The following is a 25,278-nucleotide window of genomic DNA, read 5'->3' as shown; positions in this document are numbered from 1 at the left end:
CACACTTGAGTCCGTTGCACTCAAGTCAGCTGGAGGGAGATCACCATGGCACGTGCGGTCGGCATCGACCTGGGCACGACTAACTCCGTCGTCAGCGTTCTGGAGGGCGGCGAGCCCACCGTCATCACCAACGCCGAGGGTGCCCGGACCACGCCGTCCGTCGTCGCCTTCGCCAAGAACGGCGAGGTGCTGGTCGGCGAGGTCGCCAAGCGCCAGGCGGTCACGAACGTGGACCGGACCATCCGCTCGGTGAAGCGCCACATGGGCACCGACTGGTCGATCGAGCTCGACGGGAAGCCCTTCAACCCGCAGCAGATCTCCGCCTTCATCCTGCAGAAGCTGAAGCGGGACGCGGAGGCCTACCTCGGCGAGAAGGTGGCGGACGCGGTCATCACCGTCCCGGCCTACTTCAACGACTCCGAGCGCCAGGCGACCAAGGAGGCCGGCGAGATCGCCGGCCTGAACGTCCTGCGCATCGTGAACGAGCCCACCGCGGCCGCGCTCGCGTACGGCCTCGACAAGGACGACCAGACGATCCTCGTCTTCGACCTCGGTGGCGGCACCTTCGACGTGTCCCTCCTGGAGATCGGCGACGGCGTCGTCGAGGTGAAGGCCACCAACGGCGACAACCACCTCGGCGGCGACGACTGGGACCAGCGCGTCGTCGACTACCTGGTGCAGCAGTTCAAGACCGGCCACGGCGTCGACCTCGCCAAGGACAAGATGGCGCTGCAGCGTCTGCGCGAGGCCGCCGAGAAGGCGAAGATCGAGCTGTCCTCGTCCACCGAGACCTCGATCAACCTGCCCTACATCACGGCGTCCGCCGAGGGCCCGCTGCACCTGGACGAGAAGCTCACCCGCGCTCAGTTCCAGCAGCTGACCGCGGACCTGCTGGAGCGCTGCAAGACGCCGTTCCACAACGTCATCAAGGACGCCGGGATCAACCTCTCCGAGATCGACCACGTCGTTCTCGTCGGCGGTTCCACCCGTATGCCCGCCGTCGCCGAGCTCGTCAAGGAGCTGACCGGCGGCAAGGAGGCCAACAAGGGCGTGAACCCGGACGAGGTCGTCGCCATCGGCGCCTCGCTCCAGGCCGGTGTCCTCAAGGGCGAGGTCAAGGACGTCCTGCTCCTCGACGTCACCCCGCTGTCCCTCGGCATCGAGACCAAGGGCGGCATCATGACCAAGCTCATCGAGCGCAACACCACGATCCCGACGAAGCGCTCGGAGATCTTCACGACGGCCGAGGACAACCAGCCGTCCGTGCAGATCCAGGTCTACCAGGGCGAGCGCGAGATCGCGGCGTACAACAAGAAGCTCGGCATGTTCGAGCTGACCGGTCTGCCGCCGGCGCCCCGCGGCGTCCCGCAGATCGAGGTGTCCTTCGACATCGACGCCAACGGCATCATGCACGTGACCGCGAAGGACCTCGGCACGGGCAAGGAGCAGAAGATGACCGTCACCGGCGGCTCCTCGCTGCCGAAGGACGAGGTCGACCGCATGCGCCAGGAGGCCGAGCAGTACGCGGAGGAGGACCACCGCCGCCGCGAGGCCGCCGAGGCCCGCAACCAGGGCGAGCAGCTCGTCTACCAGACCGAGAAGTTCCTCAAGGACAACGAGGACAAGGTCCCCGGCGAGATCAAGACCGAGGTCGAGGGCGCCGTCGCCGAGCTGAAGGAGAAGCTCAAGGGCGAGGACACCTCCGAGATCCGCACGGCCACCGAGAAGGTCGCCGCCGTCTCGCAGAAGCTGGGCCAGGCCATGTACGCCGACGCCCAGGCCGCGCAGGGCGCGGGCGGCCCCGAGGGCGCCGCGGGCGAGGGCGCCAAGGCCGCCGACGACGACGTCGTCGACGCCGAGATCGTGGACGACGAGCGCAAGGACGGTGCCGCGTGACGGAGGAGACCCCGGGCTTCGACGAGAAGCCCGACGTCCCCTCCGGCGCCACCCCCGACGACGCCGAGCCGAAGGCCGACTCCACCGCTGAGGCGGAGGGGGCGGCCCCGGCCGGGGACGCGAACCAGACAGCCGGACTGGTGGCCCAGCTGGACCAGGTGCGCACCGCGCTCGGCGAGCGCACCGCGGACCTCCAGCGCCTCCAGGCCGAGTACCAGAACTACCGCCGCCGGGTCGAGCGCGACCGGATCGCGGTCAAGGAGATCGCCATCGCGAACCTCCTGACCGAACTCCTGCCCGTGCTCGACGACATCGGCCGCGCGCGGGAGCACGGCGAACTCGTCGGCGGCTTCAAGTCGGTCGCCGAGTCGCTGGAGACCGTCGCGGCGAAGATGGGCCTGCAGCAGTTCGGCAAGGAGGGCGAGCCCTTCGACCCGACGATCCACGAAGCCCTGATGCACAGCTACGCGCCGGACGTCACCGAGACGACGTGCGTGGCGATTCTGCAGCCCGGGTACCGGATCGGCGAGCGCACCATCCGCCCCGCGCGGGTGGCGGTGGCCGAACCCCAGCCCGGCGCCCAGGCGGCCAAGGCCGAGGACGCCGAGAAGTCCGACGACAAGGAGAGCGGTGGCCCGGACGAGGGCTGAGCTTGAACCGACACGGAAGGAGGGGCGTCGAGGATGAGCACCAAGGACTTCATCGAGAAGGACTACTACAAGGTCCTCGGCGTCCCCAAGGACGCCACCGAGGCCGAGATCAAGAAGGCGTACCGGAAGCTCGCCCGCGAGTTCCACCCGGACGCCAACAAGGGCAACGTCAAGGCTGAGGAGCGCTTCAAGGAGATCTCCGAGGCGAACGACATCCTCGGCGACCCCAAGAAGCGCAAGGAGTACGACGAGGCGCGCGCCCTCTTCGGCAACGGCGGCTTCCGTCCGGGACCCGGCGCCGCCGGCGGCAGCTTCAACTTCGACCTGGGCGACCTCTTCGGGGGCGCCCAGGGCGGAGCGGGAGGCGCCGGCGGCTTCGGCGGCGGGCTCGGTGACGTCTTCGGGGGACTGTTCAACCGCGGCGGCGCCGCGGGGACGCGCACCCAGCCCCGGCGCGGACAGGACATCGACACCGAGGTCACCCTCAGCTTCACCGAGGCGATCGAGGGCGCGACGGTCCCGTTGCGCATGACCTCCCAGTCCCCGTGCAAGGCCTGCTCCGGCACCGGCGACAAGAACGGCACACCGCGCGTGTGCCCGACCTGCGTGGGCACCGGGCAGGTGGCGCGCGGCTCGGGCGGCGGCTTCTCCCTCACCGACCCCTGCCCCGACTGCAAGGGCCGCGGTCTGATCGCCGAACACCCCTGCACGGAGTGCTCGGGCAGCGGCCGCGCCAAGTCCTCCCGCACGATGCAGGTCCGTATCCCCGCGGGCGTCACCGACGGGCAGCGCATCCGGCTGCGCGGCAAGGGCGCCCCCGGCGAGCGCGGCGGCCCGGCGGGCGACCTGTACGTCGCCGTGCACGTCGGCGCCCATCCGGTCTTCGGCCGCAAGGACGACAACCTGACGGTGACCGTGCCGGTGACGTTCACCGAGGCGGCGCTCGGCGGCGACATCAAGGTGCCCACCCTGGGCGGTCCTTCGCTGACGCTGAAGCTGCCGCCCGGCACGCCCAACGGGCGCACCATGCGCGCGCGGGGCAAGGGCGCGGTCCGTAAGGACGGCACCCGCGGCGACCTCCTGGTCACCGTGGAGGTGAGTGTTCCCAAGGACCTGTCGGGGAAGGCTCGTGACGCACTGGAGGCGTATCGCGAGGCGACCGCGGAGGAGGATCCGCGGGCAGAGCTGTTCGAGGCGGCGAAGGGAGCATGAGAGGCATGGACGGCCGTCGGCGCAACCCGTATGAACTGACCGAGGAGACCCCGGTCTACGTCATCTCGGTGGCGGCCCAGCTCTCCGGCCTGCACCCGCAGACCCTGCGCCAGTACGACCGCCTGGGCCTGGTCTCCCCGGACCGCACCGCCGGCCGGGGCCGCCGCTACTCGGCCCGCGACATCGAACTGCTGCGCACCGTCCAGCAGTTGTCGCAGGACGAGGGCATCAACCTGGCCGGCATCAAGCGGATCATCGAACTGGAGAACCAGGTGGCCGCACTGCAGTCCCGGGTCGCCGAACTCCAGTCGGCCCTGGACGGCGCGGCGGCGGCCATGCAGCAGCGAGAGGCCGCGGTGCACGCCTCGTACCGCCGCGACCTGGTGCCGTACCAGGAGGTACAGCAGACCAGCGCACTGGTCGTATGGCGCCCCAAGCGCCAGCAACAGACCGACTGAACCGACTGAACCGACTGAAAGGGCCGGGAGGCAGCAAGCCTCCCGGCCCTTCGGCTCACCCCAGTTCCTCCAGCCTGGCCTCGAGCGGCGCGGGTGAGCGGAGGTTCACCGCTTCCTCGAACAGCGCTCGTTCGTCGAGGTGGTCGCCCCAGGGATAGCGGATGTGCCAGTGGTCGACGGCGTGTCGCAGCAGGTCGAAGCGGCCTGCCGCGGCGATCGTCGTCGCCGCGGTCAGGCTCTGGCGCAGGGCGAGCGTCGTCGAGGGCGGATCCTGGTAGTTGGTCTGGCGTACGGCCATCAGTGCCTGGAAGGCGAGCACCGGCTCGGGGAAGTCCCAGAAGCCTTCGTTGACGGTCCATGGCGGCAGCTTCCGGCCCGACACGGGAGTCCAGTCGGCGAAGTCGGCGATCAGATCGGGCGCGACGGGCACGGGGTCAGGGCTGGGGCCGAACGAGGTGCCGGAGAGGATCGCCCGGATGCGCTCGGCGTAGTGGCTCCATCCGAAGTGCTCGCGGACAAGGCGGGCATTGAGCTCGGGATCGTTCTGCGCGAGAAGCGCGGGGATCAGAGTCTCGTCGCGCGTCCGCGCCCAGTCGAAGCGCGACGTCTCCCCTGCCCTGTGCAGCGGGCTGGGCACCCTCGTCCCGCTGAGGAGTGTGTCCCACACCTGTCTGTCGCCTCGACGGACCAGCGCGCACACGACGTCAGCGCTGGAGGAGCTTCGGGCGAGCAGGACGCACAGGGGCGGATCGAGCCGAGCCACGACCGTCTCGATGACGGCGGCGGGCGCGAGCTCGAGGAGCAGAGCGGGGGCGCAGTGGTCGGCGGGGGAGCGGCCCGGAGGAATCGGCAGTTCCTCTTCGTGACGTCGTGCGGCATCGAGGAGCGCGGGCAGTGGCCCCTCGAAACCCGCGGTCAGCAGCCGTAGTGCCCGTGTCCAGCGCTCCGGCAGCACGTCGAGCCGTTGCCGGACCTCGTCGGCCAGGTCGGCGCTTTCGGGTCTCACCAGGAACTCGGCCGCCGGCAGCACGTCGACCGTCTTCCCGCCCGCCGTCAGCTCCGCGGCCAGCCGCAGAAGACCGGGCGCCGGGGCCGTGCAGTGCCGGACGACGCGGAGGAGCTGAACCCACAGTTCTGTCTCGTCCAGGCTCTCCCGAGAGGAACGTATCTCCTCGAGAGTCTCGGCGACGACACGGCCGACCGCGTCGGAGCCGGCGTGCTGGATGACGCCCTCGGCCGGGCGGGCGTGCCGGATCACGTCCTCGACGGTGACCGCAGGATGCCAGTCCGGCTGCGGGACAGCGGCCTGCACCACCACCCGGGGCAGACCGGTGCCGAATTCGGGCGTCCAGGTGGCGAGGCAGCGGGTGGACAGTGCGCTGATCGCGGCGTCCCGGTCGCTGAAGATCCGCAGCAGTTCGAGCGGAGTGAGGTCCGTGCCGGCCAGGATGCGCACGACGTCGGCCGGACAGTCGCCCCGGGCGAGCAGGACGCCGTACCGTTCGCGGATGCGTCGGCGATGAGCTTTCGCCCGGGGCGCGTCGAGCCGACGGCGTACCAGGTCCCAGTCGACGTCGTACCAGCGGTCGCCGGTGATGGCGCGGCTCACCGCGGCGAGTTCGTTCTGCGGGAGCCGGTACAGGTCGGACGCTCGCAGTGAGGTGGGGACGCGCTGTCGCCAGATCCGCAGTGCCTCGTCCAGATGCTCGTCGCCTCGTTGCCCGCGGTGCCGTGCGGCGGCGTACAGGGGGTTCACGGAGTGCTGACGCAGTGCCTCGGTGAACGCGTCCTCCACGTCCTTGGCGCGCACCCCCGCCGCGCTGTGGGACATCAGCGACGTCAGGACGTCGCTCCGGCCGGCAGCCCAGAGACGAATACCGGCCACCAGCTGTTGGTACGGGGTCAGCACCTCCCCGTCGTCCTGCCATGCGGCGCGCAGCGCCTGAGCCGCGAGACCGGGCTCGCGTGAGTCGTAGCACAGGCGCAGCAGGTCGTCGTCCCAGGCGGTGGGGGGCTCGAACGCGACGCGCGCGCGTACCGCGTCGGTGCGGGGCAACGGGTACTGGGCCTTCGTACCGAAAGGACGTCCCTCCAGCAGGGCCAGCCGGGTCGCGGGAGCGAGTCGCAGTTCCGGGTGGGTGGCGTCGATGAGCAGCCAGGCGTTGAGCCTGGGGTCGTCGCGCTGGAGGAAGGCGGTCATCACCTGCGCGTCGGCGGATGCTCCGAAGCCCGAGGCATCGGGGAGACGCCCCAGCATCGATTGCCACAGCCCCGGGCTGTCCATGGCGGCGATCAGAGGGGCGAGCGGTACGCGCTGGTTCCCCGAGACGGCTCGCCGCAAGGACCACGAGTCGAGGCGGCCGAGCAGCCGCTGGGGCAGATCACCGGGCGCGATGCGGGCCAGCCAGCTCACATGGGCCCCGGGGTCGACGTGCCGACAGGGCTCGGGGACGGTGGAGTCGTACCGCAGGGCGGCTTCCAGCAGCGTGGGCAGATCCTCCGGGAAGCCGCCGGCCAGCAAGTCGAACGCGGTCTCCCAGGCTCGCTCGTCGGAGCCGAGGCGGGCGCGCACCCTCTCCTCCACCTCGGGAAGCGGTGCGTCGGATCCGAAGACGCCGGGGTTCCGGAACCGTCCGGCCGGGGTCGCCCGCCACTGCCGCTCCACGGCGGCGGAGGGCAGCGCCTGCGGACCGGCGGCGGCCAGCATGCCGACGAGGCCGGCGTCGAGGTCGTCCAGGAGGTCGTCGCGCTCCACCAGGAGTCGCGATTGCCGCGCGCTCAGACCCCATGTCGTGTACAGCGCCTGTACTTCTTCGGCAGTGCCCTGCGCGGCAACCCAGTCGCCCAGGCACGCGGGAGGCGCGTACCGGTTCTGGCCGAGAACGGACAAGCGGGCTTGAGCCCCGATCCTCTCCGCCACTCTCGGCACGGCATCCGGTGTCGCGTGCCGGAACAGGGCTACGAAGGTGGGATCGAAGTCGACGACCTGAGATTCACTCACATCCCAGAGTTGATCACAGCCCCCGCGCCGGCGACCGACACGGAGAAGCTCGGCGTTCCGCTGAAGAAGCGCCGACACGGGGCGCGTTGACGAAATGCCCGTGCGAAGCGCGCGGTTCTCCGTCGGTTCATGACGCACTCTTCGTGTCGTCTCCATGCGTCTTCACATGCTGAGCGGAGGGTGATGTTGTTACTTCGTTAAGTAGTTTGGCTTGACGCCGATGGTCGCCGCCGCGTTGGCTTTTCTGACACCTGGGTCAGCATGTCGCACCCGATGTCCGGAACGCACCTGAAGTGAGCCCCCGAATGCGTCGTATCGCCATAGCCGTGGCTGCCTCCACGCTGTCCCTCTCACTCGCCGGCTGCGGCATGCTGGGCGCGACGGAGGAAGCGGGCGAGGCGACACCCACCAAGGGTGACGACCTCACCGTGGGCCTGCTCATGCCGGAGGAGACCAACACCCGCTACGAGCAGTTCGACTACCCCATCATCAAGGCCAAGGTCGCCGAGCTCACCAACAACAAGGGCAGCGTCCAGTACGCCAACGCGAACGCCAAGAACTCCACCCAGGTCACCCAGATGGAGCGGATGATCGACGACAAGGTCGACATCATCCTGCTGGACGCCGTCGACGCCAAGGCGATCGCGGACACGGTGAAGAAGGCCAAGGACGCGGGCATCCCGGTCATCGCCTACGACCGCCTGGCCCAGGGCCCGATCGACGCGTACGTCTCCTTCGACAACGAGCTCGTCGGCGAGGTCCAGGGCCGCACCCTGGTGGAGGCCCTGGGGTCGGCCGACCTCAGCGACAAGATCGTCATGATGAACGGCTCGCCCACCGACCCGAACTCCGCCCAGTTCAAGGAGGGCGCGATGTCGGAGCTGAACGGCCGCGTGACGATCTCCGCGGACTTCGACACCAAGGACTGGGACCCGGCGGAGGCCAAGGCCAACATGACCAAGGCGATCGCCAAGATGGGCGGCGCCGACAAGGTCTCCGCCGTGTACTCCGCCAACGACGCCATGGCCGGCGCCGTCATCAAGGCGCTGAAGGCGGCGGGCGTCAGCGACGACGACATGCCCCCGGTCACCGGCCAGGACGCGGAGCTTCCGGCCGTGCAGCGGATCGTCAGCGGCGAGCAGTACATGAGCGTCTACAAGCCCTACCCGCAGATGGCGGCCGCCGCCGCGGCGATGGCCGTCGCCAAGGCCCGCGGCCGTGACATCCAGTTCGAGTCCCTGACCCGCGACAAGGTCGACAGCCCCACCGACAAGGGCATCCGGGCCAACCTGGTCTCGGTGGTCGCGCTGACGAAGAGCAACATCAAGAGCACCGTCATCGAGGACGGCATCTACAAGGTGTCCGACATCTGCACCGCGCAGTACAAGTCCGCCTGCAGCTCCATCGGCCTGAAGTAACCCACCGGGGCGCCGCGACAACGGCAGGGGGCACGCACACCGCGTGCCCCCTGCCGTTGTTGCGGAGCCGGTCCGGGCCGCGCATAGTTGCGCTGCGGAAAACAGGCGCACAGGCGCGGGCGGCACCGGCACCGACATCTACGGCGCCGACGGCCGCGGGCAGCGGGGGTGGGACGGGCGATGGCCGGGCACGGGGCGCAGGACCATCCGCACGGCGCCGACCGGCTGTGCGAGGCCGGGGACCGCGTGTACTCCCGGGCCGTCCGCCGGGGCCGGGTGCCCCGCCGTGACGCCGAGCCGGTGCCCTGTCTGCTGGAGCTGGCCCTGCTCCACCCGGACCCCGACGACATGGACTGGCTGGTGCCGACCTCCCCGCAGGAGGTCATGACCCGGCTGCTGCACGGCCTCTACGACGAGGTGAGCGCGAGCCGGCGGCGGATGGGCTCGGCGGTCGCCGCGTTCGAGTGGTACGCGGGCCTCGGCGGGCCGGCGCCGTCCGCCGCCGTCACGGAGGGCGCGGCGATCCGTGTCCTGGACGGCGACGCCCGCATCCAGGCGGCCCTGGACCAGGCGACCGGGGCGTGCACCACGGAGGTGCTGACCGTCCAGCCGGGCGGCATCAGGCGCGAGCACGAACTGTCCGAGGGGCTGCACCGGGCGCTCGCGCTGCGCGGCCGTGGCGTGCGTATGCGCGACCTGTACACGCATGTGGCCCGGCACGGCCAAGGGCTGTTGAACTACCTGGAGTTGATGGGCCCGGCGGTGGAGGCCCGCACGCTCGACGAGGTCATCGACCGGCTGATCCTCTTCGACCGCACGGTCGCCTTCGTCCCCGCCAACGCCGACCGCACCATGGCACTGGAGCTGCGCCACCCGGCGCTGATCGCCTACCTGGTCACCGTCTTCGAACGGCTGTGGCGGCTGGCGATCCCGCTGACGGCGCCGCTGCCCGACACCCGTATCGAGGGCGTCTCGCACCGGGAGCATTCCATCGCAGCCCTCCTCGCGGAGGGGCACCAGGACGCGGTGATCGCGGAGCGTCTCGGCATCAGCGTCCGCACCTGCCGGGCGCACATCGCCCGTCTCTCGGAGACCCTGGGCGCGGCGAGCCGTACCCAACTGGGCGTGCGCATCGCACAGGTCGGCCTGGACAAGCCGCTCGGCGGGGCGGCGCCACCCCCGGCGGAGATCAGTCCTCGCGCTCCAGGATCCCCGACTGGGCGATGAGGAAGCCGAGTTGGGCGCGGCTGCCGCTGCCGAGGATCGCCGCGAGCTTGGCGATGTGGGCGCGGCAGGTCCGTACGTTCATGCCGAGGCGGCGGGCGATGGCCTCGTCGACGTGCCCCTCGACGAGGAGCTTGGCGATGGAGTGCTGGATGTCGGTGATGCCGCCGGGGTCCGTCTCGTAGGGGGCGCCGGCGCTCAGCGGGACCGCGCGGGCCCACATGAACTCGAAGACCTTCACCAGGTAGCGGACGAGGCCCGGGTGGCGCAGCTCCAGGGCGACCTGCTGGTCGTCGCGGGCGGGGATGAAGGCGACGGTCTCGTCGCAGACGATGAGGCGCTCCACCACCTCGGCGATCGTGCGGTACTCGACCTTGCCGTTGGCCAGTTGGGCCACGTACCCCAGTTTCTCCGGGCTGTGGCGGGCGGTGTGCTGGTAGAGGGTGCGGATGCGCACGCCGCGCTCGATCATGGGGCGGTCGCGTTCGAGGCCCAGGGCGAGGCTGCGCTCGGAGAAGCGGTCGTCGCTGGGCTGGATGGTGAGCATCTCCGAACGGCACTGCCCGGTGGCGAGGTTGAGGGCCTCGTTGATGCGGGCGGCGCCTTCCAGCACCGTGATGGAGTGGTCGGTGGTGGCGGACTGGGCGCTCAGGGCGAGGAACGGCTCGAAGACGTCCGCGAGTTCGACGGAGAGCCGACGGCGTTCGTTGATCTCCTGCTCGATGGGGTGCAGCCGCTGGGCGAGTGCGACGCTGGGCGGAACCGGACGCAGCCAGTCGGCGTCGTCGGGGTCGGGGACGAGCAGGGCGAGCTCCACCAGGCAGGGCGCGGACTCCGCATCCACGCGGGCGGCCCTCCCCGTGCGCAGGGCGTTGGCGTAAAGTCGGCCACCTTCCTCGCACAGTTGGGTCACCGCATGGGGATGCGTTGCTTTGGTCCGGTTTGCCACGAGATCTCCACCCCCCAGGGTCCTGAACATGCAGGAACATGATGCATCGATCCTGTGGTCATGACGTGCCCGAATGAGCCATCGTCTTTACCGACGGGGGAAGAGGAGACTTTCAAGTGAGGACGAGGCCGACCATGTGCCACAAAATGCTTCGCTCGGTACTTGTTGCCGCCCTCTCCGCCGTGGTGGCCTTCGGGGTGCTGGGCGCCCGTTCCGACGTGAAGGACGAGGTGACGGCGGACAGCCACTGGCCGTCGTCCGTCGCGACCGTCACGCTGGCGGACAGCCACTGGCCGATGGTCCCCGTCGCGGGGCCGACCCCCGAGGACCCGACGTCCGGTGCGGCGGACGGATCCGGAGCCTGATGTGACCACTCCACCCGACGACCGCTCCTTCCGCCGCGAGATGGCCACGGCCTACCGCTCCGGCTGGCACTTCATCGACCTCGTCACCGCGATCCCGCACAGCGGCGACTCGCTGATGGTGGCCGTGTTCGGAGAGCCGGTCGTGGTGACGCGGGACGAGGAGGGCGACGTGCGGGCGTACAAGTGCCTGCGGCGGCCTCGGGGGGCGCCGCAGCCCGTGAGATGTGCCATCCGGTACGGAATGATCTTCGTGAACCTGGATCAGCGCGACCACCAGCTGGCCGAACCGGCCGAGCCGGCCGCCTCCAGGAGCATTTCAGCCACCCCCCGCAGTGCCTGACGCGATTCCCCCGTCGTAACAGATCGCTCAGGTGCTTCCCCCCGCAGCGGCGTCACCGTGACCTGAACACGGTGACGCCGCTGCAGTTTCCAGCGACATTTCCGGACCTGTGCCGGTGTGGCGGCGATGCGGCGGTGGCCGGAACCCGCCCCCGCGATTCCGGTCATCCGGCTGCCCGGCGGGGAGCCGCGGCCCGCGGTCCCCGGCCGGTCCGTCGGCTTCTCAGCCCCGCCCCAGGGCCCGGGTCAGCCGGATCTCGATCACCGCGCGGGTGGGGTTGGGGCGCGGCGGGTGGCCGTAACGCTCCTCGTACCGCTTCTCCGCGTCCTTGACGCGCTCAGGGTCGGTGTGGACGAAGGCGAGGCCCTCCAGGGTGGCCCAGCGGCGGCCGTCGACCTGGCAGACGGCGACGCGCGCGCCCTCGGCGCCCGCCGCCAGCACGTTCCGCACCTTTCTGCTCGCCCGGTCGGCGATCACTCGAGCCGTTCGCGCCTCGGGGTCGTATGTCACTCCGACCGGCACCACGTGCGGTGAGCCGTCAGGGCGGGGTGTGGTCAGCGTGCACACGTGCCGTTCCCGCCAGAAGGCGAGGTACGGCGCGTCGGGAGAGCCCGGGTCCTGGGGGTATGCGGCCATGGTGGGGAACTTAGCGGCCGTGCGGCGCCCACTCGCACCTTGAGTGGAATAGACTCAAGTTTGTGTACGTTGTGTGAGTCAGGTGATGACGGCTGACGCAAGGAGGAGACAGCGAACGTGGACGCCGAGCTGACCAACCGGAGCCGGGACGCGATCCAGGCGGCCGGCAACCGGGCCCTGTCCGGGGGCCACCCCGATCTGACCCCCGCCCATCTGCTCCTGGCTCTCCTGGAGGGCCAGGACAACGAGAACATCGTCGATCTGCTCGCCGCCGTGGACGCCGACCAGGCCGCCGTGCGGGCCGGCGCGGAGAAGGTGCTCGGCTCGCTGCCCAGCGTGGCCGGCTCCACCGTCGCGCCCCCGCAGCCCAACCGCGAGCTGCTCGCCGTGATCGCCGACGCGCAGACGCGCGCCAGGGACCTCGGGGACGAGTACCTGTCGACCGAGCACCTGCTCATGGGCATCGCCGCCAAGGGCGGTCAGGCCGCCGACGTGCTCTCCCGGCAGGGAGCCACCCCGAAGAAGCTGGTGGACGCCTTCCAGAAGGCCCGCGGCGGACGCCGGGTGACCACCGCCGACCCCGAGGGGCAGTACAAGGCGCTGGAGAAGTTCGGGACCGACTTCACCGCCGCCGCGCGCGAGGGCAAGCTCGACCCCGTCATCGGGCGGGACACCGAGATCCGGCGCGTGGTGCAGGTGCTCTCCCGCCGCACCAAGAACAATCCCGTCCTGATCGGCGAACCGGGCGTCGGCAAGACCGCCGTCGTGGAGGGCCTCGCCCAGCGGATCGTCAAGGGCGACGTGCCCGAGTCGCTGAAGAACAAGCGGCTCGTCGCGCTGGACCTGGGCGCGATGGTGGCCGGCGCCAAGTACCGCGGTGAGTTCGAGGAGCGGCTGAAGACCGTCCTGGCCGAGATCAAGGACTCGGACGGGCAGATCATCACCTTCATCGACGAGCTGCACACCGTCGTGGGCGCCGGCGCGGGCGGCGACTCCGCCATGGACGCGGGCAACATGCTCAAGCCCATGCTGGCCCGCGGTGAGCTGCGCATGGTCGGCGCGACCACCCTCGACGAGTACCGCGAGCGCATCGAGAAGGACCCGGCGCTGGAGCGCCGCTTCCAGCAGGTGCTGGTGGCGGAGCCGACCGTCGAGGACACCATCGCCATCCTGCGCGGTCTCAAGGGCCGCTACGAGGCGCACCACAAGGTGCAGATCGCCGACAGCGCGCTGGTCGCCGCCGCCACCCTCTCCGACCGGTACATCACCTCCCGCTTCCTGCCCGACAAGGCCATCGACCTCGTCGACGAGGCCGCCTCCCGGCTGCGTATGGAGATCGACTCGTCCCCCGTCGAGATCGACGAACTCCAGCGCGCCGTCGACCGGTTGAAGATGGAGGAGCTGGCCCTCGACAAGGAGACCGACCCGGCCTCCCGGGAGCGCCTGGAGAAGCTGCGCCGTGATCTCGCCGACAAGGAAGAGGAGTTGCGCGGCCTCAACGCCCGCTGGGAGAAGGAGAAGCAGTCCCTCAACCGGGTCGGCGAGCTGAAGGAGAAGCTCGACGAACTGCGCGGACAGGCCGAACGGGCCCAGCGCGACGGCGACTTCGACACCGCCAGCAAGCTGCTCTACGGCGAGATCCCGTCCCTGGAGCGCGACTTGGAGGCCGCCTCCGAGGCCGAGGAGGAGGCCTCCAAGGACACCATGGTCAAGGAGGAGGTCGGCAGCGACGACATCGCCGACGTGGTCGCCTCCTGGACCGGCATCCCGGCCGGCCGGCTGCTGGAGGGCGAGACGCAGAAGCTGCTGCGCATGGAGGACGAGCTCGGCAAGCGTCTCATCGGCCAGACCGAGGCGGTGCGCGCGGTGAGCGACGCCGTGCGCCGCTCGCGTGCCGGGATCGCCGACCCCGACCGGCCCACCGGCTCCTTCCTCTTCCTCGGCCCGACCGGCGTCGGCAAGACCGAACTGGCCAAGGCGCTCGCCGACTTCCTCTTCGACGACGAGCGGGCCATGGTCCGCATCGACATGTCGGAGTACGGCGAGAAGCACAGCGTCGCCCGCCTGGTCGGCGCCCCGCCCGGTTACGTCGGCTACGAGGAGGGTGGTCAGCTGACGGAGGCGGTGCGCCGCAGGCCGTACAGCGTCGTCCTGCTCGACGAGGTGGAGAAGGCGCACCCGGAGGTCTTCGACATCCTGCTCCAGGTGCTCGACGACGGCCGGCTGACCGACGGGCAGGGCCGCACGGTCGACTTCCGCAACGTCATCCTGGTGCTGACCTCCAACCTGGGCAGCCAGTTCCTGGTCGACCCGCTCACCAGCGAGGCGGAGAAGAAGGAACAGGTCCTGGAGGTGGTCCGCACCTCCTTCAAGCCGGAGTTCCTCAACCGGCTCGACGACCTGGTCGTCTTCTCGGCTCTGTCCAAGGACGAGCTGAGCCGGATCGCCAGGCTCCAGATCGACCGGCTGGCCAAGCGGCTGGCCGAGCGCCGGCTCACCCTGGAGATCACCGACACGGCCCTGGACTGGCTCGCCGACGAGGGCAACGACCCGGCCTACGGCGCCCGCCCGCTGCGCCGCCTGGTCCAGACCGCCATCGGCGACCGCCTCGCCAAGGAGATCCTGTCCGGCGAGGTCAAGGACGGCGACACGGTCCGCGTGGACGCCTTCGGGGAGGGCCTGATCGTGGGCCCTGCGACAGGCTCTGCGACGGGCCCTGCGACGGGAAAGACGGTGTAGTTGGGGCACACCGGCCGGGCAGGTTGCCGGTCACGGGGCAAGAGAGAGAGGGTGGGTTGTACGTCTGGTCTCAGTGATGGCCGGACGGATCAGACGACCGCAGGAGTGTTCACATATGTCCATCGACCCGTCCTCGATTCCGAACTTCGGGGGCCAGCCCGAGCCGCAGCCCCAGGGACCGGCGGGCCCCGTCGTTCCGGATCAGGACCTGGTGAAGCAGCTCCTCGACCAGATGGAGCTCAAGTACGTCGTCGACGACGAGGGCGACCTCGCGGCGCCGTGGGAGGAGTTCCGCACCTACTTCATGTTCCGCGGTGAGGGGGAGCAGGCGGTCTACTCGGTGCGGACGTTCTTCGACCGGCCGCACAAGATCGACGTCAAGCCGCAGCTGCTGGAGGCGATCGACGACTGGAACCGTCGCACCCTGTGGCCGAAGGTCTACACCCACACCCACGACGACGGCACCGTCCGCCTCATCGGCGAGGCGCAGCTGCTGATCGGCGCCGGTGTGAACATCGAGCTGTTCGTCTCCTCGACGGTGAGCTGGGTGCGGGCGGCCATCGAGTTCGACAAGTGGCTCGTGGAGCAGCTGGGCCTGGAGCAGGAAGTCGACGGTGTGGAGCAGTCCGAGAAGCCCGAGGAGGGCGAGGAGTAACTCCGTCCCGCGCGCCCCACTTGACCCCCGCGCCGCACGAGTCACACCCCACGAGAGCCCGGCCCACCCCGCGACCCCACGGTCACGCGGCACGGCCGGGCTCTCGCCGTCCACGCCCCGGTTCTCGCGAGCACGGTTCTTGTGCTCCGGCGAGTACGCAGTCTCCCGCCCGGGGCCGCCGCCCCTGAGGCGACCGGGCCGCGGCCGCCGTCCACCTCCCGGACTCACCGAAGCCTTGTCCGCGAGGGCCCGGCAGGCCACTGACCTCCTGAAAGAACCGGGGGAAAGAACTCCCACCCACCCACCCTCCCCGGCCGGAGGGCCCGCGTCACCCGTCCGAGTGACCGGCTTGCAGGGGCGGGACGCGGACGGCTACGTTCACCGCGACAACCGCAGACAGACGACGGCCCCCGGCCGGGAGTGGCTTCCCGAACGAGGGCCTGACCGATCAGGAAGAAGCAAGCTTCCTGATGGCTGGCCCGCAGTCTAACGCGCCTTCGCGCGCCGACGCCGGAACTCCGACTTCCGGCGTGATCCACGTCCGCAACAGACGACGGCCCCCGGCCGGGACTGGCATCCCGAACGAGGGCCTGACCGATCAGGAAGAAGCAAGCTTCCTGATGGCTGGCCCGCAGTCTAACGCGCCCTCGCGCGCCGACGCCGGAACTCCGACTTCCGGCGTGATCCACGTCCGCACCCGCCTCACGACCGACTTCACCGTGGTGGCCAACGCCCTCGCCCAGCGGCGCGGCAGCGCGGTCACCATCGGCGTCGCGACGTACATCTCCTCGCTGCCCGACGGCTCGCCCGTGACCATCACCGCCCTGTGCGAGCACTTCGACGAGGGGGAGATCCTGATCTCCCGAGCCCTCAGGGAGCTCGAAGCGGCCGGATACCTCGAGCGCCGCCGCGAGCGGACGCCCACCGGACAGGTCCGCACCAGGACGTTCTTCTACGACGTCCCACCCGGCGATCCCGGCCCGGACCCGGACGGCCCGCCGAAGCCTCCGAAGTCCCCGAGACCGCCGAGGTCCCCGAAGCCGCCCCGCCCCCGCGAGGCTCCCGCGGCCGAGAAGAACCATCGCGAGCGCTCCCCGATGCTCACGCCCCCGCCCGAGCCGGAGGAGCTGACGCCTCTCGCCGACGCCGACCCGGAGGCGGTCGCCGTGCTCGCCTCACTCCGCCGAGTCGACTCACGCCTGGTCCTGTCCGAGGCGGAGGCGGTCCGTCTGGCTCCGGCCGTCTCCCAGTGGCTCGCAGCCGACGTCACGGCCGCCCGGATCACCGACATGCTGACCGCACGGCTGCCCGACTGCTTGCTGACCCGCCCGGCGGCCATCCTCGCCTACCGCCTCAGGGCGACGCCGCTGCCCGCGCCGACCCCGGCACCGCTCCCGCCGATCGTCGAGCGCTCGCCCGTACTCCCCTTCCACACCTGCGACGGCTGCGAACGCGCCTTCCGCGCGCCGGAGCCCGGCCACTGCAGAGACTGCCGCGACCACCACACCGGAAGCCTTCTACGAGCGGCCGGCTGACCGCTCGCTCTCCGGCCATGCAGGAATCCATTGAGGCGATCCAATTCGCCAGCGTTTATTGAGCAGCACGCCTGCCGGCGCTGTACGGCGGGACAGCCGGCCCTCCATCGTTCACTCCAGAGCGGATGGAAGTCACCATTCGCCTCGCGGTTCCGAAGAGCGAAGTTTCCTCCGCACGCCAGCAAGGTTCTCGCCTCAACCTTCGAGCATGTCGGTGACGTATTCGCGAACTTCAGGCGGCAACTGCTCCCTGAGTCGGATCTCCCGGAGCGGTGAGATGTGGTCGAGGCCGACATGCCCGGTTGACATCAGTTCAAGGATGGCGTGGAGCTCGGATTCCAGGGCCCCGTCCTCCTTCTCGGAGGCTGCAGTCGCCGACAGCAGCGTTGCCAGTGCGGAAGCCTGCGCAGGTGAATAAGCGTTCAGCCGGTCGGTGATCTCGTCGGCCGCACGTTCGCGCACCCTGGACTCGAAGTCCAGGATCCTGCGTGCCATGTCGATGAATTCACGGGATTCCATGTGATCAACATAGGTCAATGAATACGGCAGTGGGTGGGTTATGGTTCCGCAGTTCCCAGCCGCCATTCTGGGTACGAGGCGGGACATGGAGTCAGACCGAGCGGATCGGCCCCCGTGTGCGAGTTGAGCACGAAGCGACGGGGTCGCTTCAGGGGTGACGAAAGGCGTCCCACGTCTCGCTCACTGCGGCTCGGAGTTCGGCGTCGTCGAGATCAGCGAATGCGGCCAGTGTGCGGCATCGGCCTGTCGAGTCACTGCCGGCTGCGGGTTTCTGACGTCCGTGGTGACGAAGTATTGCCCGCCGGGCGGTAGACCGCGAAGCCCGCCGCGGCCAGTCCCGCCGAGAGCAGGTCCCGCTTGGCTCGCATGTCCGCGCGGAACGCGGAGAAGTACGCGTCCGGCAGGCGCAGCGCCTCGGCGACCGCGTACTGGAAGGGGCCGGAGGCGACGCTCAGGTACTGCTTCGCCGATCGCACCGCCGTGAACGGCGCGGGGCCGCGTCGCCCAGCCGACTCCTTGTTCGTATGCCTATTCGCATGTCGGGCAGGTCTACCGGGAGCATCTCCTATCCGGATCGGCTCAGCACCCCGGATGCCGCCCGAGCCGAAGGATGATCCGCTCGCGGTACTGTGCAGCCAGTGCGGGCGGCCCGGGGTTTTCCGGAGGGGGGAATTCCGGAGGTGCGTTGATATCAACGGTGCTGGAATCGTGCAGGGCCTCGCTGAGGAGAATCGTTGAGCGCGCGCATCCTGATCGCCGAAGATGACGAAAAACAGTCTCGTCTCATACGGATTTATCTGGAACGGGAAGGCAACGCCGTGCAGGTCGTGGCCGACGGCCGGGCAGCGCTGGAACGGGCGCGTTCGACGGGCCCGGATCTCATCGTTCTCGATGTGATGCTGCCGCTCGTCGACGGACTCGACGTCTGCCGCATTCTGCGTGCCGAGGCCCACGAGGTGCCGATTCTGCTGCTGACCGCGCGCAGCACCGAGGAGGACATGCTCCTCGGCCTCGACCTGGGGGCCGACGACTACCTCAGCAAGCCGTACAGCCCGCGCGAACTCACCGCGCGCGTACGGGCGCTGCTGCGGCGCTCCAGGAAGGGTGGCGCGGCCGGGAGCGAGGTGCTGCGGGTCGGCGCGGTCGAACTGGACACCGCCCGCTTCGAGGTCCGGGTGGCGGGCCGGCCGGTGGCCCTGACCTCCAAGGAGTTCTCGATACTGGAGGCTCTGGCCCGCGAGCCGGGGCGGGTGTTCACCCGGGCCCGGATCATCGAGCGCGCCTTCGGCTTCGACAGCGACGTGCTCGAGCGCACGGTGGACGCCCATGTGCGCAACCTGCGCCGGAAGCTGGGGGACGACCCCGCCCGGCCGCGCCACCTGGAGACCGTGTACGGCCGGGGATACCGCTTGGTGGACCGCTAGGGGCGGTCGGTCGGAGGACAGTGCGCGCGGGGTCCTGACCTGGGCCGATCAGCCGGCGTCGGCCGACGGCCCGGTCGTGGCGAGCGTGACGGTGAAGGTCGTGCCGACGCCGACGGTGCTCTCCACGGCGATCGTCCCCTGGTGGTCGGTCACGATCTGGCGGGCGATGGAAAGCCCCAGGCCACTTCCTCCGGTGGCGCGGCCCCGGGCAGCGTCCGCCCGCCAGAAGCGGTCGAAGAGATGCGGCAGGTCCTCGGCGGGTATTCCCTTTCCGCTGTCCCGCACGTGAAGGAACGCGAGATCGCCGTGCCGGGCCAGGGCCAGTGTCACCGTGCCGCCCCGTGCCGTGGCCCTCAGCGCGTTGCCGACCAGATTGCCGACGACCTGGCGCAGTCGGTCGGCGTCGGCGACGACGTCCACAGGGCGCGGCGCCTCCAGCCGCAGCGCGACACCGGCCGCGTCGGCCTGGGCCCGGTGAGCCGTGCCGGCGGCTTCGAGGAGCTCGCGCAGGTCGACGCGCACCCGGTGGTAGGTGAGCGCACCGGCCTCGGCCAGCGCGAGATCCTGCAGATCGTCGACGATTCGCTGCTGCAGCAGTGCCTCCTCGTGGAGGGAGTCGAGCAGCTCGGGGGTCGGCTCGACGACCCCGTCCCGCAGGGCCTCCAGATAGCCGCGCAGATTGGCCAGCGGGGTGCGCAGCTCATGGGCGATGTCACCGGTGAGGCGGCGCTGGCGTTCCTCGCCCGCCTGTATGGACTCCGCCATCCGGTTGAAGGCACGGCCGAGTTGGGCGATCTCGTCCCGGCCGGAGACGGGCACCCGCCGTCCCAGGTCTCCCTCACCGAGCCCCCCGGCGGCCAGGGTCATGGCACGGACCGGGCGCAGCACCGCCCGGCTCAGCAGCAGGGCGCCGAGCACGGCGGCGAGGGCGACGCCGCCTGCGACCGCCACCGTGGGCGCCGCGGCCAGGGTGGGCGGGGACTCGTCCCGGACGCCGAGACGGATCACCAGGCGTGGCGGGGCGGCGGAGCCCACGCGCTCGTTGAACACCCGCTGCAGGCAGGTGGTGAACGGCTGCTCCGACTCGCAGGTCCGGATCACCTCGAGGTCTCGCGGAGTCTGCGGGTCCGGTTCGCCTTTCGGCTCCTCGCACTGTTCCGGCCGGCGCTCTGTGCTGATCCGCGGCACGCCGGTGTCGTCCGGCCGGGCCGTCACCTCGGCCCCCGCCCGGGTCAGACAGGCCGCGTACACCGCTTCGGCGCGGTACTGGGCGATCGCGGTCGCCGTCAGCTTCATCGAGGTGCGCGGTAGCTGTCGCGCGGGGATCCGCAGGAGGGGACGCGGGTCGACCAGCACGGCCGGCTGGTTGCTCACCGGGCGGGGGGCACGGCCTTCGAGCGCGTCGGAATCGGCGAGGAGGACGTCGTTCTCGGTGGCGACCCGGATGCGCTGGCCGGTGTCCTCGGCCAGGCGCCGCACCGTCGGCGAGAGGCCTTCCCAGGTGCCGTGCGCGAACCCGTACGCGCGGAGGTCGCCGGTGATCCGGGAGACCTCCTGCCGTCCCGCGGTGACACTCTCCTGGACCTGACGGTTCGCCTGCCGCAGGGTCAGCCAGCCGGTGGCGGCGGTGGCAGCCGTCGCGACCAGCATCAGCAGGCCGAGTACCCGGAGCCGGAAGCTCATCGCGTGACACCCCGCCCGTCTGCCAGGACGTGTGTGCGCACCGGGACTCGGATGCTCGTCGAGGGGGCGCTTCCGGCCGGAAGGACTGTGGAGTGGCGCATTTCCTCTTCCGGTGTGTCCGGTCTCGCATGGGCAGTAGTGGTCGCGGTATCACTCTGGTGTCATCCGACGGCCTGGGGAAGCGGTGCCGACAGAGCACGCATTCACAGCTCCTCCGGCATGGACAGCGGCTCCTGGAACAGGACGGCCGAGGGCGCGGCTTCCAGCACGCTCGCCGACCCTCCCGCAGGAGCGCCGGCGAGCAGGACTGATGGTGTGCGTCAGGGGCCGTCCCACCGAGGCCGCCCCTGACGCGTGCGGCCGCCCCCGACCCGTTCGACGGACGGGCCGCTCAGGAGCCGGACAGGGCCTCCGTCGGTGACAGCCTGCTCGCCCGTACCGCCGGATACAGTCCGGCGATCATGCCGATGACCAGGGTGCAGCCGATCCCCGCCGCACTTGCCCACGCCGGGACGACCGTCGGCCAGTCGCGGCTGAGGGCGTAGGCCGCCGTGATCGCCGTCCCCAGCACCGTCCCGCCGAGGCCGCCGATGAGCGACAGCAGCAGCGACTCCGTCACGAACTGGGTCCGGATCTGACCGCGGGTCGCCCCCAGAGCCCGGCGCAGGCCGATCTCGGGGCGCCGCTCCAGGACCGAGATGACCATCGTGTTGCCGACCCCGACACCACCGACGAGCAGCGCCACGCCACCGAGGCCGAGCAGCAGCCCGGTGAGCGCCGACTCGGTGGCCTCGCGGGCGGCGAGCGCGTCTGAGGGCCGGGAGATCTGTACCTGTCCCGGTTTCTCGGGGTACGCCGTGGCCGGCAGCACGGCCCGTACCGCCGCGATCTGGCTGTCCTCGGCACGGACGTAGACCGTCGACGGATGGCCGTCGAAGCGCAGGTACGTCCGGGCCGCCGGCCAGCCGACCAGCGCCGCGCTGTCGAGCTCCGGCGCGAGCGGTACGGGATCGAGGACGCCGACGAGGGAGAACCAGCGGTCGCCGAGCCAGACCCGGGTCCCCGGTGTGTGCACGTCGAGCCGGCCCGCGGCCGTGGAGCCGAGCACGACCGCCGGGTACTGCTCGGTCGCGGAGTCCAGCCAGCGGCCCCGGCGGACGTGGCCGCCGACGGCGGGGAGCAGACGCCGGTCGGCCGCAAGGACCTCGAGGGAGCCGGTGCGTCCGATGGCGATGCGCTCGTTGCGGTAGATGTGCGCGTCGGTCGCGCCGGTGGCGGCCACGTCCTGCACGGGCGGGATGCGGCCGATCATCGCGACGGCCTCGTGGGGCAGTTCGGCCTCGGTGCCGTCGAGCGAGTCGCCGGGGGCGACGCGCAGCAGGTTGGTGCCGAGCGCGTCGAGCCGGCGGTCCACCTCCGCCCGGCCGGAGCCGGAGATCCCGACCACCGCGATCATGGCGGCGACGCCGATCGCGATCCCGAGCGCGGAGAGGAAGATCCGCAGGGGACGGGTCCGCAGCCCGGTCCCGCCGAGCCGCACGATGTCCTGAGGACCGAGGCGGGCGGCCCGCAGTCGGCCGACGCCCGTGCCACCGAAGCCGTCGCCCGCTCGTCCGCGGCCACGTCCGCCGCCCCCGCGGGGGCCGGACGGCAGCGTCGGAGGGGCGTCGTCCATGGGCGGGCCGTTCGTCGTTACGTCGTTCATCGGCCCGCCTCTCTCGGCGCGGCATCGGCCGCGGTGTCCGCCACCACGCGGCCGTCGCGCATCTCGATACGGCGGGGCAGCCGGGCCGCGGTCTCCCGGTCGTGGGTGATGATCACGACCGTGGTCCCGGCGTCGTTCAGCTCGCGCAGCAGACCGAGTACGGCCTCTCCGGAGACGGAGTCAAGGTTGCCGGTCGGCTCGTCCGCCAGCAGGACCGCCGGTTCGCCGATCACCGCCCGGGCCACCGCCACCCGCTGGCGCTCGCCGCCGGACAACTGGTGCGGGAGGTGGTGGACGCGGTGGCTGAGGCCGACCCGTTCCAGCGCCGCCGCCGCGCCGGCCCGGCGGCGGCGCAGCGGTACTCCGGCGTACAGCAGCCCGTCGGCCACGGAGTCCAGGACCGGAACCCCCACCGCCAAATGGAACTGCTGGAAGACGAAGCCGATCCGGGTGGCCCGCAGCGCCGACACCTCACGGTCCGTCAGCTTCGCCACGTCGTGGCCGTCGACCAGCACCCGCCCTTCTGAGGGCCGGTCGAGGCTGCCCATGAGGTTCAGCATGCTGGACTTGCCCGAGCCCGACGGGCCGACGACCGCGACGAGTTCGCCGCGCCCGATGCGCAAGGTCACGTCCCGTACCGCCGCCACACCGCCGGGGTACGTCTTGGAGACCGCGTCGAACTGGACGACCGCCGATGCTCCGCTCACTCCGGGATCCTCACGTCCATGCCCTCGCGCACCGCGCTTCCGCTCACTTCCACCCGGCCGTCCGCGTAGAGCCCGGTCTTCACCGCGACGAACCGGCCGTCCGCGGTCTCCAGGCCGTGGCCGCCCTCGGCCAGGGCGACCAGTGCGGCGACCGGGACGGTGAGGACGTCCGCCCGTTCCCGCCCCACGTACTCGACGGTGACCGGCGCGCTCTCCAGCCGTCCCACGGATTTCTGGTCGTTGACGGTGATGGTCACCGGAACCGTGGGCGCCGCGGAGTCACCCTCCCCGCCTCCCTCCTCGGGTGCGGTCGCGCTCTTCCCCACCGAGGCCACCTCGCCCTTCACCGATGTCCCGTCGGGCAGCCCGATCGTGACGGCGGTATGGCGCACGGCCCAGGAGTCCTCCGCCGCCGAGGCGGTGACGACGACCTTCCGAGACGTACCGGTGTACGTGAGGGCGTCATCGGTGGCCGGCGAGCCGAGCCGGACACTCGCGTGGCCGATCCGTACCTTGTCGGCGGAGTAGACGACGTCCCCGATGCCGACCGTGCCGGTCTGGGGAAGTCCGAGGGATTTCTGCCAGCGCTTGACCGCGCGGGCGGTGAGGTCGGTGAACTCCTCGTCGACGGTGAAGCCGGTGTAGCCGAGAGCGGCGAGGTTGCTCTCGAACTGCAGGACGTCCATCCCGCGCAGCGTGCCCGCTGTCCCTCCGGCCCCGGTCCCGGCGCCGCCGGGCGTCGCCGATCCGGAGGGGTCCGGAGCCCCGGAGGTCTCGTCCGTGCGGCCCCGGCCACCGGAGTCCCGGGTGTCCCCCTCGGCCCCGGTCTCCTGCCGCGTGCCCTGCCGGGTGCCCGTGGTCAGGCCCAGCTCCCGGTACATCGGCAGCGTCCCGTGCAGCAGCACCACCGGCCGGTCGTCGACGCGCAGCAGAGTGCCGCCGCGCTCCACGGTCGTGCCCTCCGCGGGCAGCCAGGTCACGGTGCCCGTCGCCTTGACCGGCAGCGGTATCTCGGTGCCGTAGCCCAACTGACCGTCCACCGTGGTGCGTTCGGCCAGTGTGGTCCGGGTGACCGGGACGGTGGAGCCTGAGCGGGGCGGGGCGGAGGAGCCCTTCTCCGCCCCGCCTCCGCCGAGGCCCAGCGCACCGGCCACGGCGACTGCCGCCACGACGACCAGAGCCGACGCCACCAGGACCGTTCGCCGTCCGGGCCGACCGCGCGGCGGCGGCGCGGGAGCCGCCCCGGGCTCGTGATCGGCCTGCACAACCGTCTCCGCCATCGTCAGCCCTTGCCCGCGGGCTGGTCCGCCGGGTCACCGATGATCGGAGCGCAGACCCGGGTGGCACGCTTGGCCCCCGCCGACGTCTGGTTCCACTCGGAGCCCTGCGCGGTCCCGTCGGGGCCGGGATCGGGAAAGTCGGGGGCGCCGTTCTTCTGCATGCAGTCGGCGTAGTCCCGCTTGACCTTGATCTGCTCGGGCGTGAGCTTGGGCCGGCCGGCGTTCTCGAGGCTCTCGGGGACGGCCGCCTTGAGCGAGGCGCACTTCTCGGAGGCGTCCAGGAACTTCGTGTTCTTCTTCAGCGCCGCGTTGTCGCCGAAGTCGACCTGCCCCACGGCGTCCGGGTCGGGGGCGTCGACCCCGTTCTCCCGCAGGCATCTCACCCACTCGCGCTGGGCGTTCACGTACGCGGCCACGTCGTCGCCGCCGCTCGGCGCGGTCGTCTTGCCGGACGCGTTGCCGGACGCCTTGTCACCGCCCGCGGTCGGGACCTTCGGAGTGTCGCCCTCGCCCCCGCAGCCGGCCAGGGTGATCGCCATGACCGACGCCGTCACCACGGCCATCAGCACCCGGTTCGTCCTCATCGGTTCTCCCGCCTCCTGTCGCGCCCGACCGCAGGCGCGGCGGGCCTGCCGACCGTAGGCCGGAGGTGATGAAGAACCTTTGAAGAACCTGTCATCCGATCATGCGGTGCGCTTCGGACGGAACACCACGGCAGCCGGCGACTCCCGCGCGACGACGGCGCGGCATCAACCGCTCGGCGAGCGCGCGTTGCCGGAACTGCCCGGTGCGGCAGGCCGACAGTCACGCGCCGTCGAACCGGCCCGCCATGAGACGGACACCGGCCCACGGCCGCGGCCCACACCTGCAACGGCGAGCTGG

21 protein-coding genes and 1 pseudogene are annotated in these 25,278 nt (G+C 70.9%); 12 read left to right on the top strand and 10 right to left on the bottom strand.

Translation table 11 applies throughout. The features are described from left to right. The first annotated feature begins 45 nt into the window (after window positions 1-45). Genes dnaK through ACIRS4_RS18470 form a run of 4 tightly spaced genes read left to right on the top strand, consistent with a single transcriptional unit; the run spans window position 46 to window position 4,216 of the window. Window positions 46-1,896, top strand: coding sequence for a molecular chaperone DnaK (dnaK, locus tag ACIRS4_RS18485; RefSeq protein WP_404196675.1), 1,851 nt, complete (start codon window positions 46-48; stop codon window positions 1,894-1,896). After that, window positions 1,893-2,546 (top strand): nucleotide exchange factor GrpE, encoded by a 654-nt coding sequence (gene grpE, locus ACIRS4_RS18480; RefSeq protein ID WP_404196672.1) that lies wholly within the window; start codon window positions 1,893-1,895, stop codon window positions 2,544-2,546. The genes dnaK and grpE overlap by 4 nt, the downstream gene beginning before the upstream one ends. Window positions 2,547-2,579: 33 nt before the next feature. Then, on the top strand, window positions 2,580-3,758 hold the full coding sequence (dnaJ, locus tag ACIRS4_RS18475; RefSeq protein ID WP_404196669.1) for a molecular chaperone DnaJ: 1,179 nt from the start codon (window positions 2,580-2,582) through the stop codon (window positions 3,756-3,758). A gap of 5 nt (window positions 3,759-3,763) precedes the next feature. Next, on the top strand, window positions 3,764-4,216 hold the full coding sequence (locus tag ACIRS4_RS18470; RefSeq protein WP_130438710.1) for a heat shock protein transcriptional repressor HspR: 453 nt from the start codon (window positions 3,764-3,766) through the stop codon (window positions 4,214-4,216). Window positions 4,217-4,271: 55 nt separating this feature from the next. Here ACIRS4_RS18470 and ACIRS4_RS18465 read toward each other — a convergent pair whose 3' ends face one another. Beyond that, entirely contained in the window at window positions 4,272-7,217 is a 2,946-nt protein-coding gene (locus ACIRS4_RS18465; RefSeq protein WP_404196666.1) for a hypothetical protein, read from the bottom strand. A 293-nt stretch (window positions 7,218-7,510) separates the two neighbouring features. Between ACIRS4_RS18465 and ACIRS4_RS18460 the strand changes: the two genes are divergently transcribed. Together ACIRS4_RS18460 and ACIRS4_RS18455 are read left to right on the top strand one after the other, a co-directional pair. Next, window positions 7,511-8,635, top strand: coding sequence for a sugar ABC transporter substrate-binding protein (locus ACIRS4_RS18460; RefSeq protein ID WP_404196663.1), 1,125 nt, complete (start codon window positions 7,511-7,513; stop codon window positions 8,633-8,635). A gap of 180 nt (window positions 8,636-8,815) precedes the next feature. Continuing rightward, window positions 8,816-9,862 carry a LuxR C-terminal-related transcriptional regulator gene (locus ACIRS4_RS18455; RefSeq protein WP_404196660.1) on the top strand — a complete coding sequence of 349 codons (1,047 nt, stop codon included), beginning with the start codon at window positions 8,816-8,818 and terminating at the stop codon, window positions 9,860-9,862. Here the strand turns inward: ACIRS4_RS18455 and ACIRS4_RS18450 are convergent. Continuing rightward, on the bottom strand, window positions 9,825-10,838 hold the full coding sequence (locus ACIRS4_RS18450; RefSeq protein WP_404196658.1) for a helix-turn-helix transcriptional regulator: 1,014 nt from the start codon (window positions 10,836-10,838) through the stop codon (window positions 9,825-9,827). The two genes, ACIRS4_RS18455 and ACIRS4_RS18450, sit on opposite strands and share 38 nt — an antisense overlap. A 116-nt stretch (window positions 10,839-10,954) precedes the next feature. Between ACIRS4_RS18450 and ACIRS4_RS18445 the strand changes: the two genes are divergently transcribed. After that, the gene (locus ACIRS4_RS18445) at window positions 10,955-11,173 is read left to right on the top strand and encodes a hypothetical protein (RefSeq protein ID WP_404196655.1); all 219 of its coding nucleotides are present in this window, start codon (window positions 10,955-10,957) and stop codon (window positions 11,171-11,173) included. 1 nt (window position 11,174) lies between these two features. After that, complete coding sequence (locus ACIRS4_RS18440) at window positions 11,175-11,513, top strand: hypothetical protein (protein ID WP_404196652.1); 339 nt, start codon at window positions 11,175-11,177, stop codon at window positions 11,511-11,513. A gap of 222 nt (window positions 11,514-11,735) precedes the next feature. Here the strand turns inward: ACIRS4_RS18440 and ACIRS4_RS18435 are convergent, their stop codons facing one another. Next, the gene (locus ACIRS4_RS18435) at window positions 11,736-12,149 is read right to left on the bottom strand and encodes a pyridoxamine 5'-phosphate oxidase family protein (protein WP_404196649.1); all 414 of its coding nucleotides are present in this window, start codon (window positions 12,147-12,149) and stop codon (window positions 11,736-11,738) included. Between the two features lie 117 nt (window positions 12,150-12,266). Here ACIRS4_RS18435 and clpB point away from each other — a divergent pair, with 117 nt between their 5' ends. The 3 genes from clpB to ACIRS4_RS18420 all read left to right on the top strand — a co-directional run bounded on the left by clpB (window position 12,267) and on the right by ACIRS4_RS18420 (window position 17,078). Next, the gene (gene clpB / locus ACIRS4_RS18430) at window positions 12,267-14,888 is read left to right on the top strand and encodes an ATP-dependent chaperone ClpB (RefSeq protein ID WP_404196646.1); all 2,622 of its coding nucleotides are present in this window, start codon (window positions 12,267-12,269) and stop codon (window positions 14,886-14,888) included. Between the two features lie 115 nt (window positions 14,889-15,003). After that, window positions 15,004-15,543 (top strand): YbjN domain-containing protein, encoded by a 540-nt coding sequence (locus tag ACIRS4_RS18425; protein WP_404196643.1) that lies wholly within the window; start codon window positions 15,004-15,006, stop codon window positions 15,541-15,543. Window positions 15,544-16,163: 620 nt separating this feature from the next. After that, window positions 16,164-17,078 (top strand): hypothetical protein, encoded by a 915-nt coding sequence (locus ACIRS4_RS18420; protein ID WP_404196641.1) that lies wholly within the window; start codon window positions 16,164-16,166, stop codon window positions 17,076-17,078. A gap of 195 nt (window positions 17,079-17,273) precedes the next feature. On the opposite strand, the gene ACIRS4_RS18415 is transcribed toward ACIRS4_RS18420, so the two are convergent. Next, a complete protein-coding gene (locus ACIRS4_RS18415; RefSeq protein ID WP_404196638.1) occupies window positions 17,274-17,597 on the bottom strand; it encodes a hypothetical protein in 324 nt (107 codons plus the stop codon). Between the two features lie 270 nt (window positions 17,598-17,867). Continuing rightward, a pseudogene (locus tag ACIRS4_RS18410) lies at window positions 17,868-18,110 on the bottom strand (aminotransferase class I/II-fold pyridoxal phosphate-dependent enzyme); the annotation flags it as partial. 221 nt (window positions 18,111-18,331) lie between these two features. Here ACIRS4_RS18410 and ACIRS4_RS18405 point away from each other — a divergent pair. Beyond that, window positions 18,332-19,021: a response regulator transcription factor gene (locus ACIRS4_RS18405; protein WP_404196635.1), complete on the top strand. Its 690-nt coding sequence runs from the start codon at window positions 18,332-18,334 to the stop codon at window positions 19,019-19,021. 48 nt (window positions 19,022-19,069) lie between these two features. Here the strand turns inward: ACIRS4_RS18405 and ACIRS4_RS18400 are convergent, their stop codons facing one another. The 5 genes from ACIRS4_RS18400 to ACIRS4_RS18380 all read right to left on the bottom strand — a co-directional run bounded on the left by ACIRS4_RS18400 (window position 19,070) and on the right by ACIRS4_RS18380 (window position 24,980). Further along, complete coding sequence (locus tag ACIRS4_RS18400) at window positions 19,070-20,704, bottom strand: sensor histidine kinase (protein WP_404196631.1); 1,635 nt, start codon at window positions 20,702-20,704, stop codon at window positions 19,070-19,072. Window positions 20,705-21,095: 391 nt separating this feature from the next. Beyond that, on the bottom strand, window positions 21,096-22,409 hold the full coding sequence (locus ACIRS4_RS18395) for an ABC transporter permease (RefSeq protein WP_404196628.1): 1,314 nt from the start codon (window positions 22,407-22,409) through the stop codon (window positions 21,096-21,098). Then, entirely contained in the window at window positions 22,406-23,116 is a 711-nt protein-coding gene (locus tag ACIRS4_RS18390; RefSeq protein WP_404196626.1) for an ABC transporter ATP-binding protein, read from the bottom strand. Before ACIRS4_RS18390 ends, ACIRS4_RS18395 begins: the two co-directional genes overlap by 4 nt. Beyond that, window positions 23,113-24,396, bottom strand: coding sequence for a peptidoglycan-binding protein (locus tag ACIRS4_RS18385; protein WP_404196623.1), 1,284 nt, complete (start codon window positions 24,394-24,396; stop codon window positions 23,113-23,115). Before ACIRS4_RS18385 ends, ACIRS4_RS18390 begins: the two co-directional genes overlap by 4 nt. A gap of 2 nt (window positions 24,397-24,398) precedes the next feature. Next, window positions 24,399-24,980 carry a hypothetical protein gene (locus ACIRS4_RS18380; protein ID WP_404196620.1) on the bottom strand — a complete coding sequence of 194 codons (582 nt, stop codon included), beginning with the start codon at window positions 24,978-24,980 and terminating at the stop codon, window positions 24,399-24,401. Window positions 24,981-25,278: the final 298 nt, after the last annotated feature.

It is taken from the genome of Streptomyces sp. NPDC101166, assembly GCF_044768125.1.
GTDB lineage: Bacteria > Actinomycetota > Actinomycetes > Streptomycetales > Streptomycetaceae > Streptomyces.
This window is presented reverse-complemented; position numbering and strand designations above follow the sequence as displayed.

Excerpts from the sequence above, each read along its gene's own strand:
- dnaK (WP_404196675.1), top strand. The coding sequence starts at position 46 with ATGGCACGTGCGGTCGGCATCGACCTGGGCACGACTAACTCCGTCGTC.
- dnaJ (WP_404196669.1), top strand. The coding sequence starts at position 2,580 with ATGAGCACCAAGGACTTCATCGAGAAGGACTACTACAAGGTCCTCGGC.
- ACIRS4_RS18470 (WP_130438710.1), top strand. The coding sequence starts at position 3,764 with ATGGACGGCCGTCGGCGCAACCCGTATGAACTGACCGAGGAGACCCCG.
- ACIRS4_RS18455 (WP_404196660.1), top strand. The coding sequence starts at position 8,816 with ATGGCCGGGCACGGGGCGCAGGACCATCCGCACGGCGCCGACCGGCTG.
- ACIRS4_RS18450 (WP_404196658.1), bottom strand. The coding sequence starts at position 10,838 with ATGTTCAGGACCCTGGGGGGTGGAGATCTCGTGGCAAACCGGACCAAA.
- ACIRS4_RS18445 (WP_404196655.1), top strand. The coding sequence starts at position 10,955 with ATGCTTCGCTCGGTACTTGTTGCCGCCCTCTCCGCCGTGGTGGCCTTC.
- ACIRS4_RS18435 (WP_404196649.1), bottom strand. The coding sequence starts at position 12,149 with ATGGCCGCATACCCCCAGGACCCGGGCTCTCCCGACGCGCCGTACCTC.
- ACIRS4_RS18425 (WP_404196643.1), top strand. The coding sequence starts at position 15,004 with ATGTCCATCGACCCGTCCTCGATTCCGAACTTCGGGGGCCAGCCCGAG.
- ACIRS4_RS18420 (WP_404196641.1), top strand. The coding sequence starts at position 16,164 with ATGGCTGGCCCGCAGTCTAACGCGCCCTCGCGCGCCGACGCCGGAACT.
- ACIRS4_RS18415 (WP_404196638.1), bottom strand. The coding sequence starts at position 17,597 with ATGGAATCCCGTGAATTCATCGACATGGCACGCAGGATCCTGGACTTC.
- ACIRS4_RS18400 (WP_404196631.1), bottom strand. The coding sequence starts at position 20,704 with ATGAGCTTCCGGCTCCGGGTACTCGGCCTGCTGATGCTGGTCGCGACG.
- ACIRS4_RS18395 (WP_404196628.1), bottom strand. The coding sequence starts at position 22,409 with ATGAACGACGTAACGACGAACGGCCCGCCCATGGACGACGCCCCTCCG.
- ACIRS4_RS18385 (WP_404196623.1), bottom strand. The coding sequence starts at position 24,396 with ATGGCGGAGACGGTTGTGCAGGCCGATCACGAGCCCGGGGCGGCTCCC.
- ACIRS4_RS18380 (WP_404196620.1), bottom strand. The coding sequence starts at position 24,980 with ATGAGGACGAACCGGGTGCTGATGGCCGTGGTGACGGCGTCGGTCATG.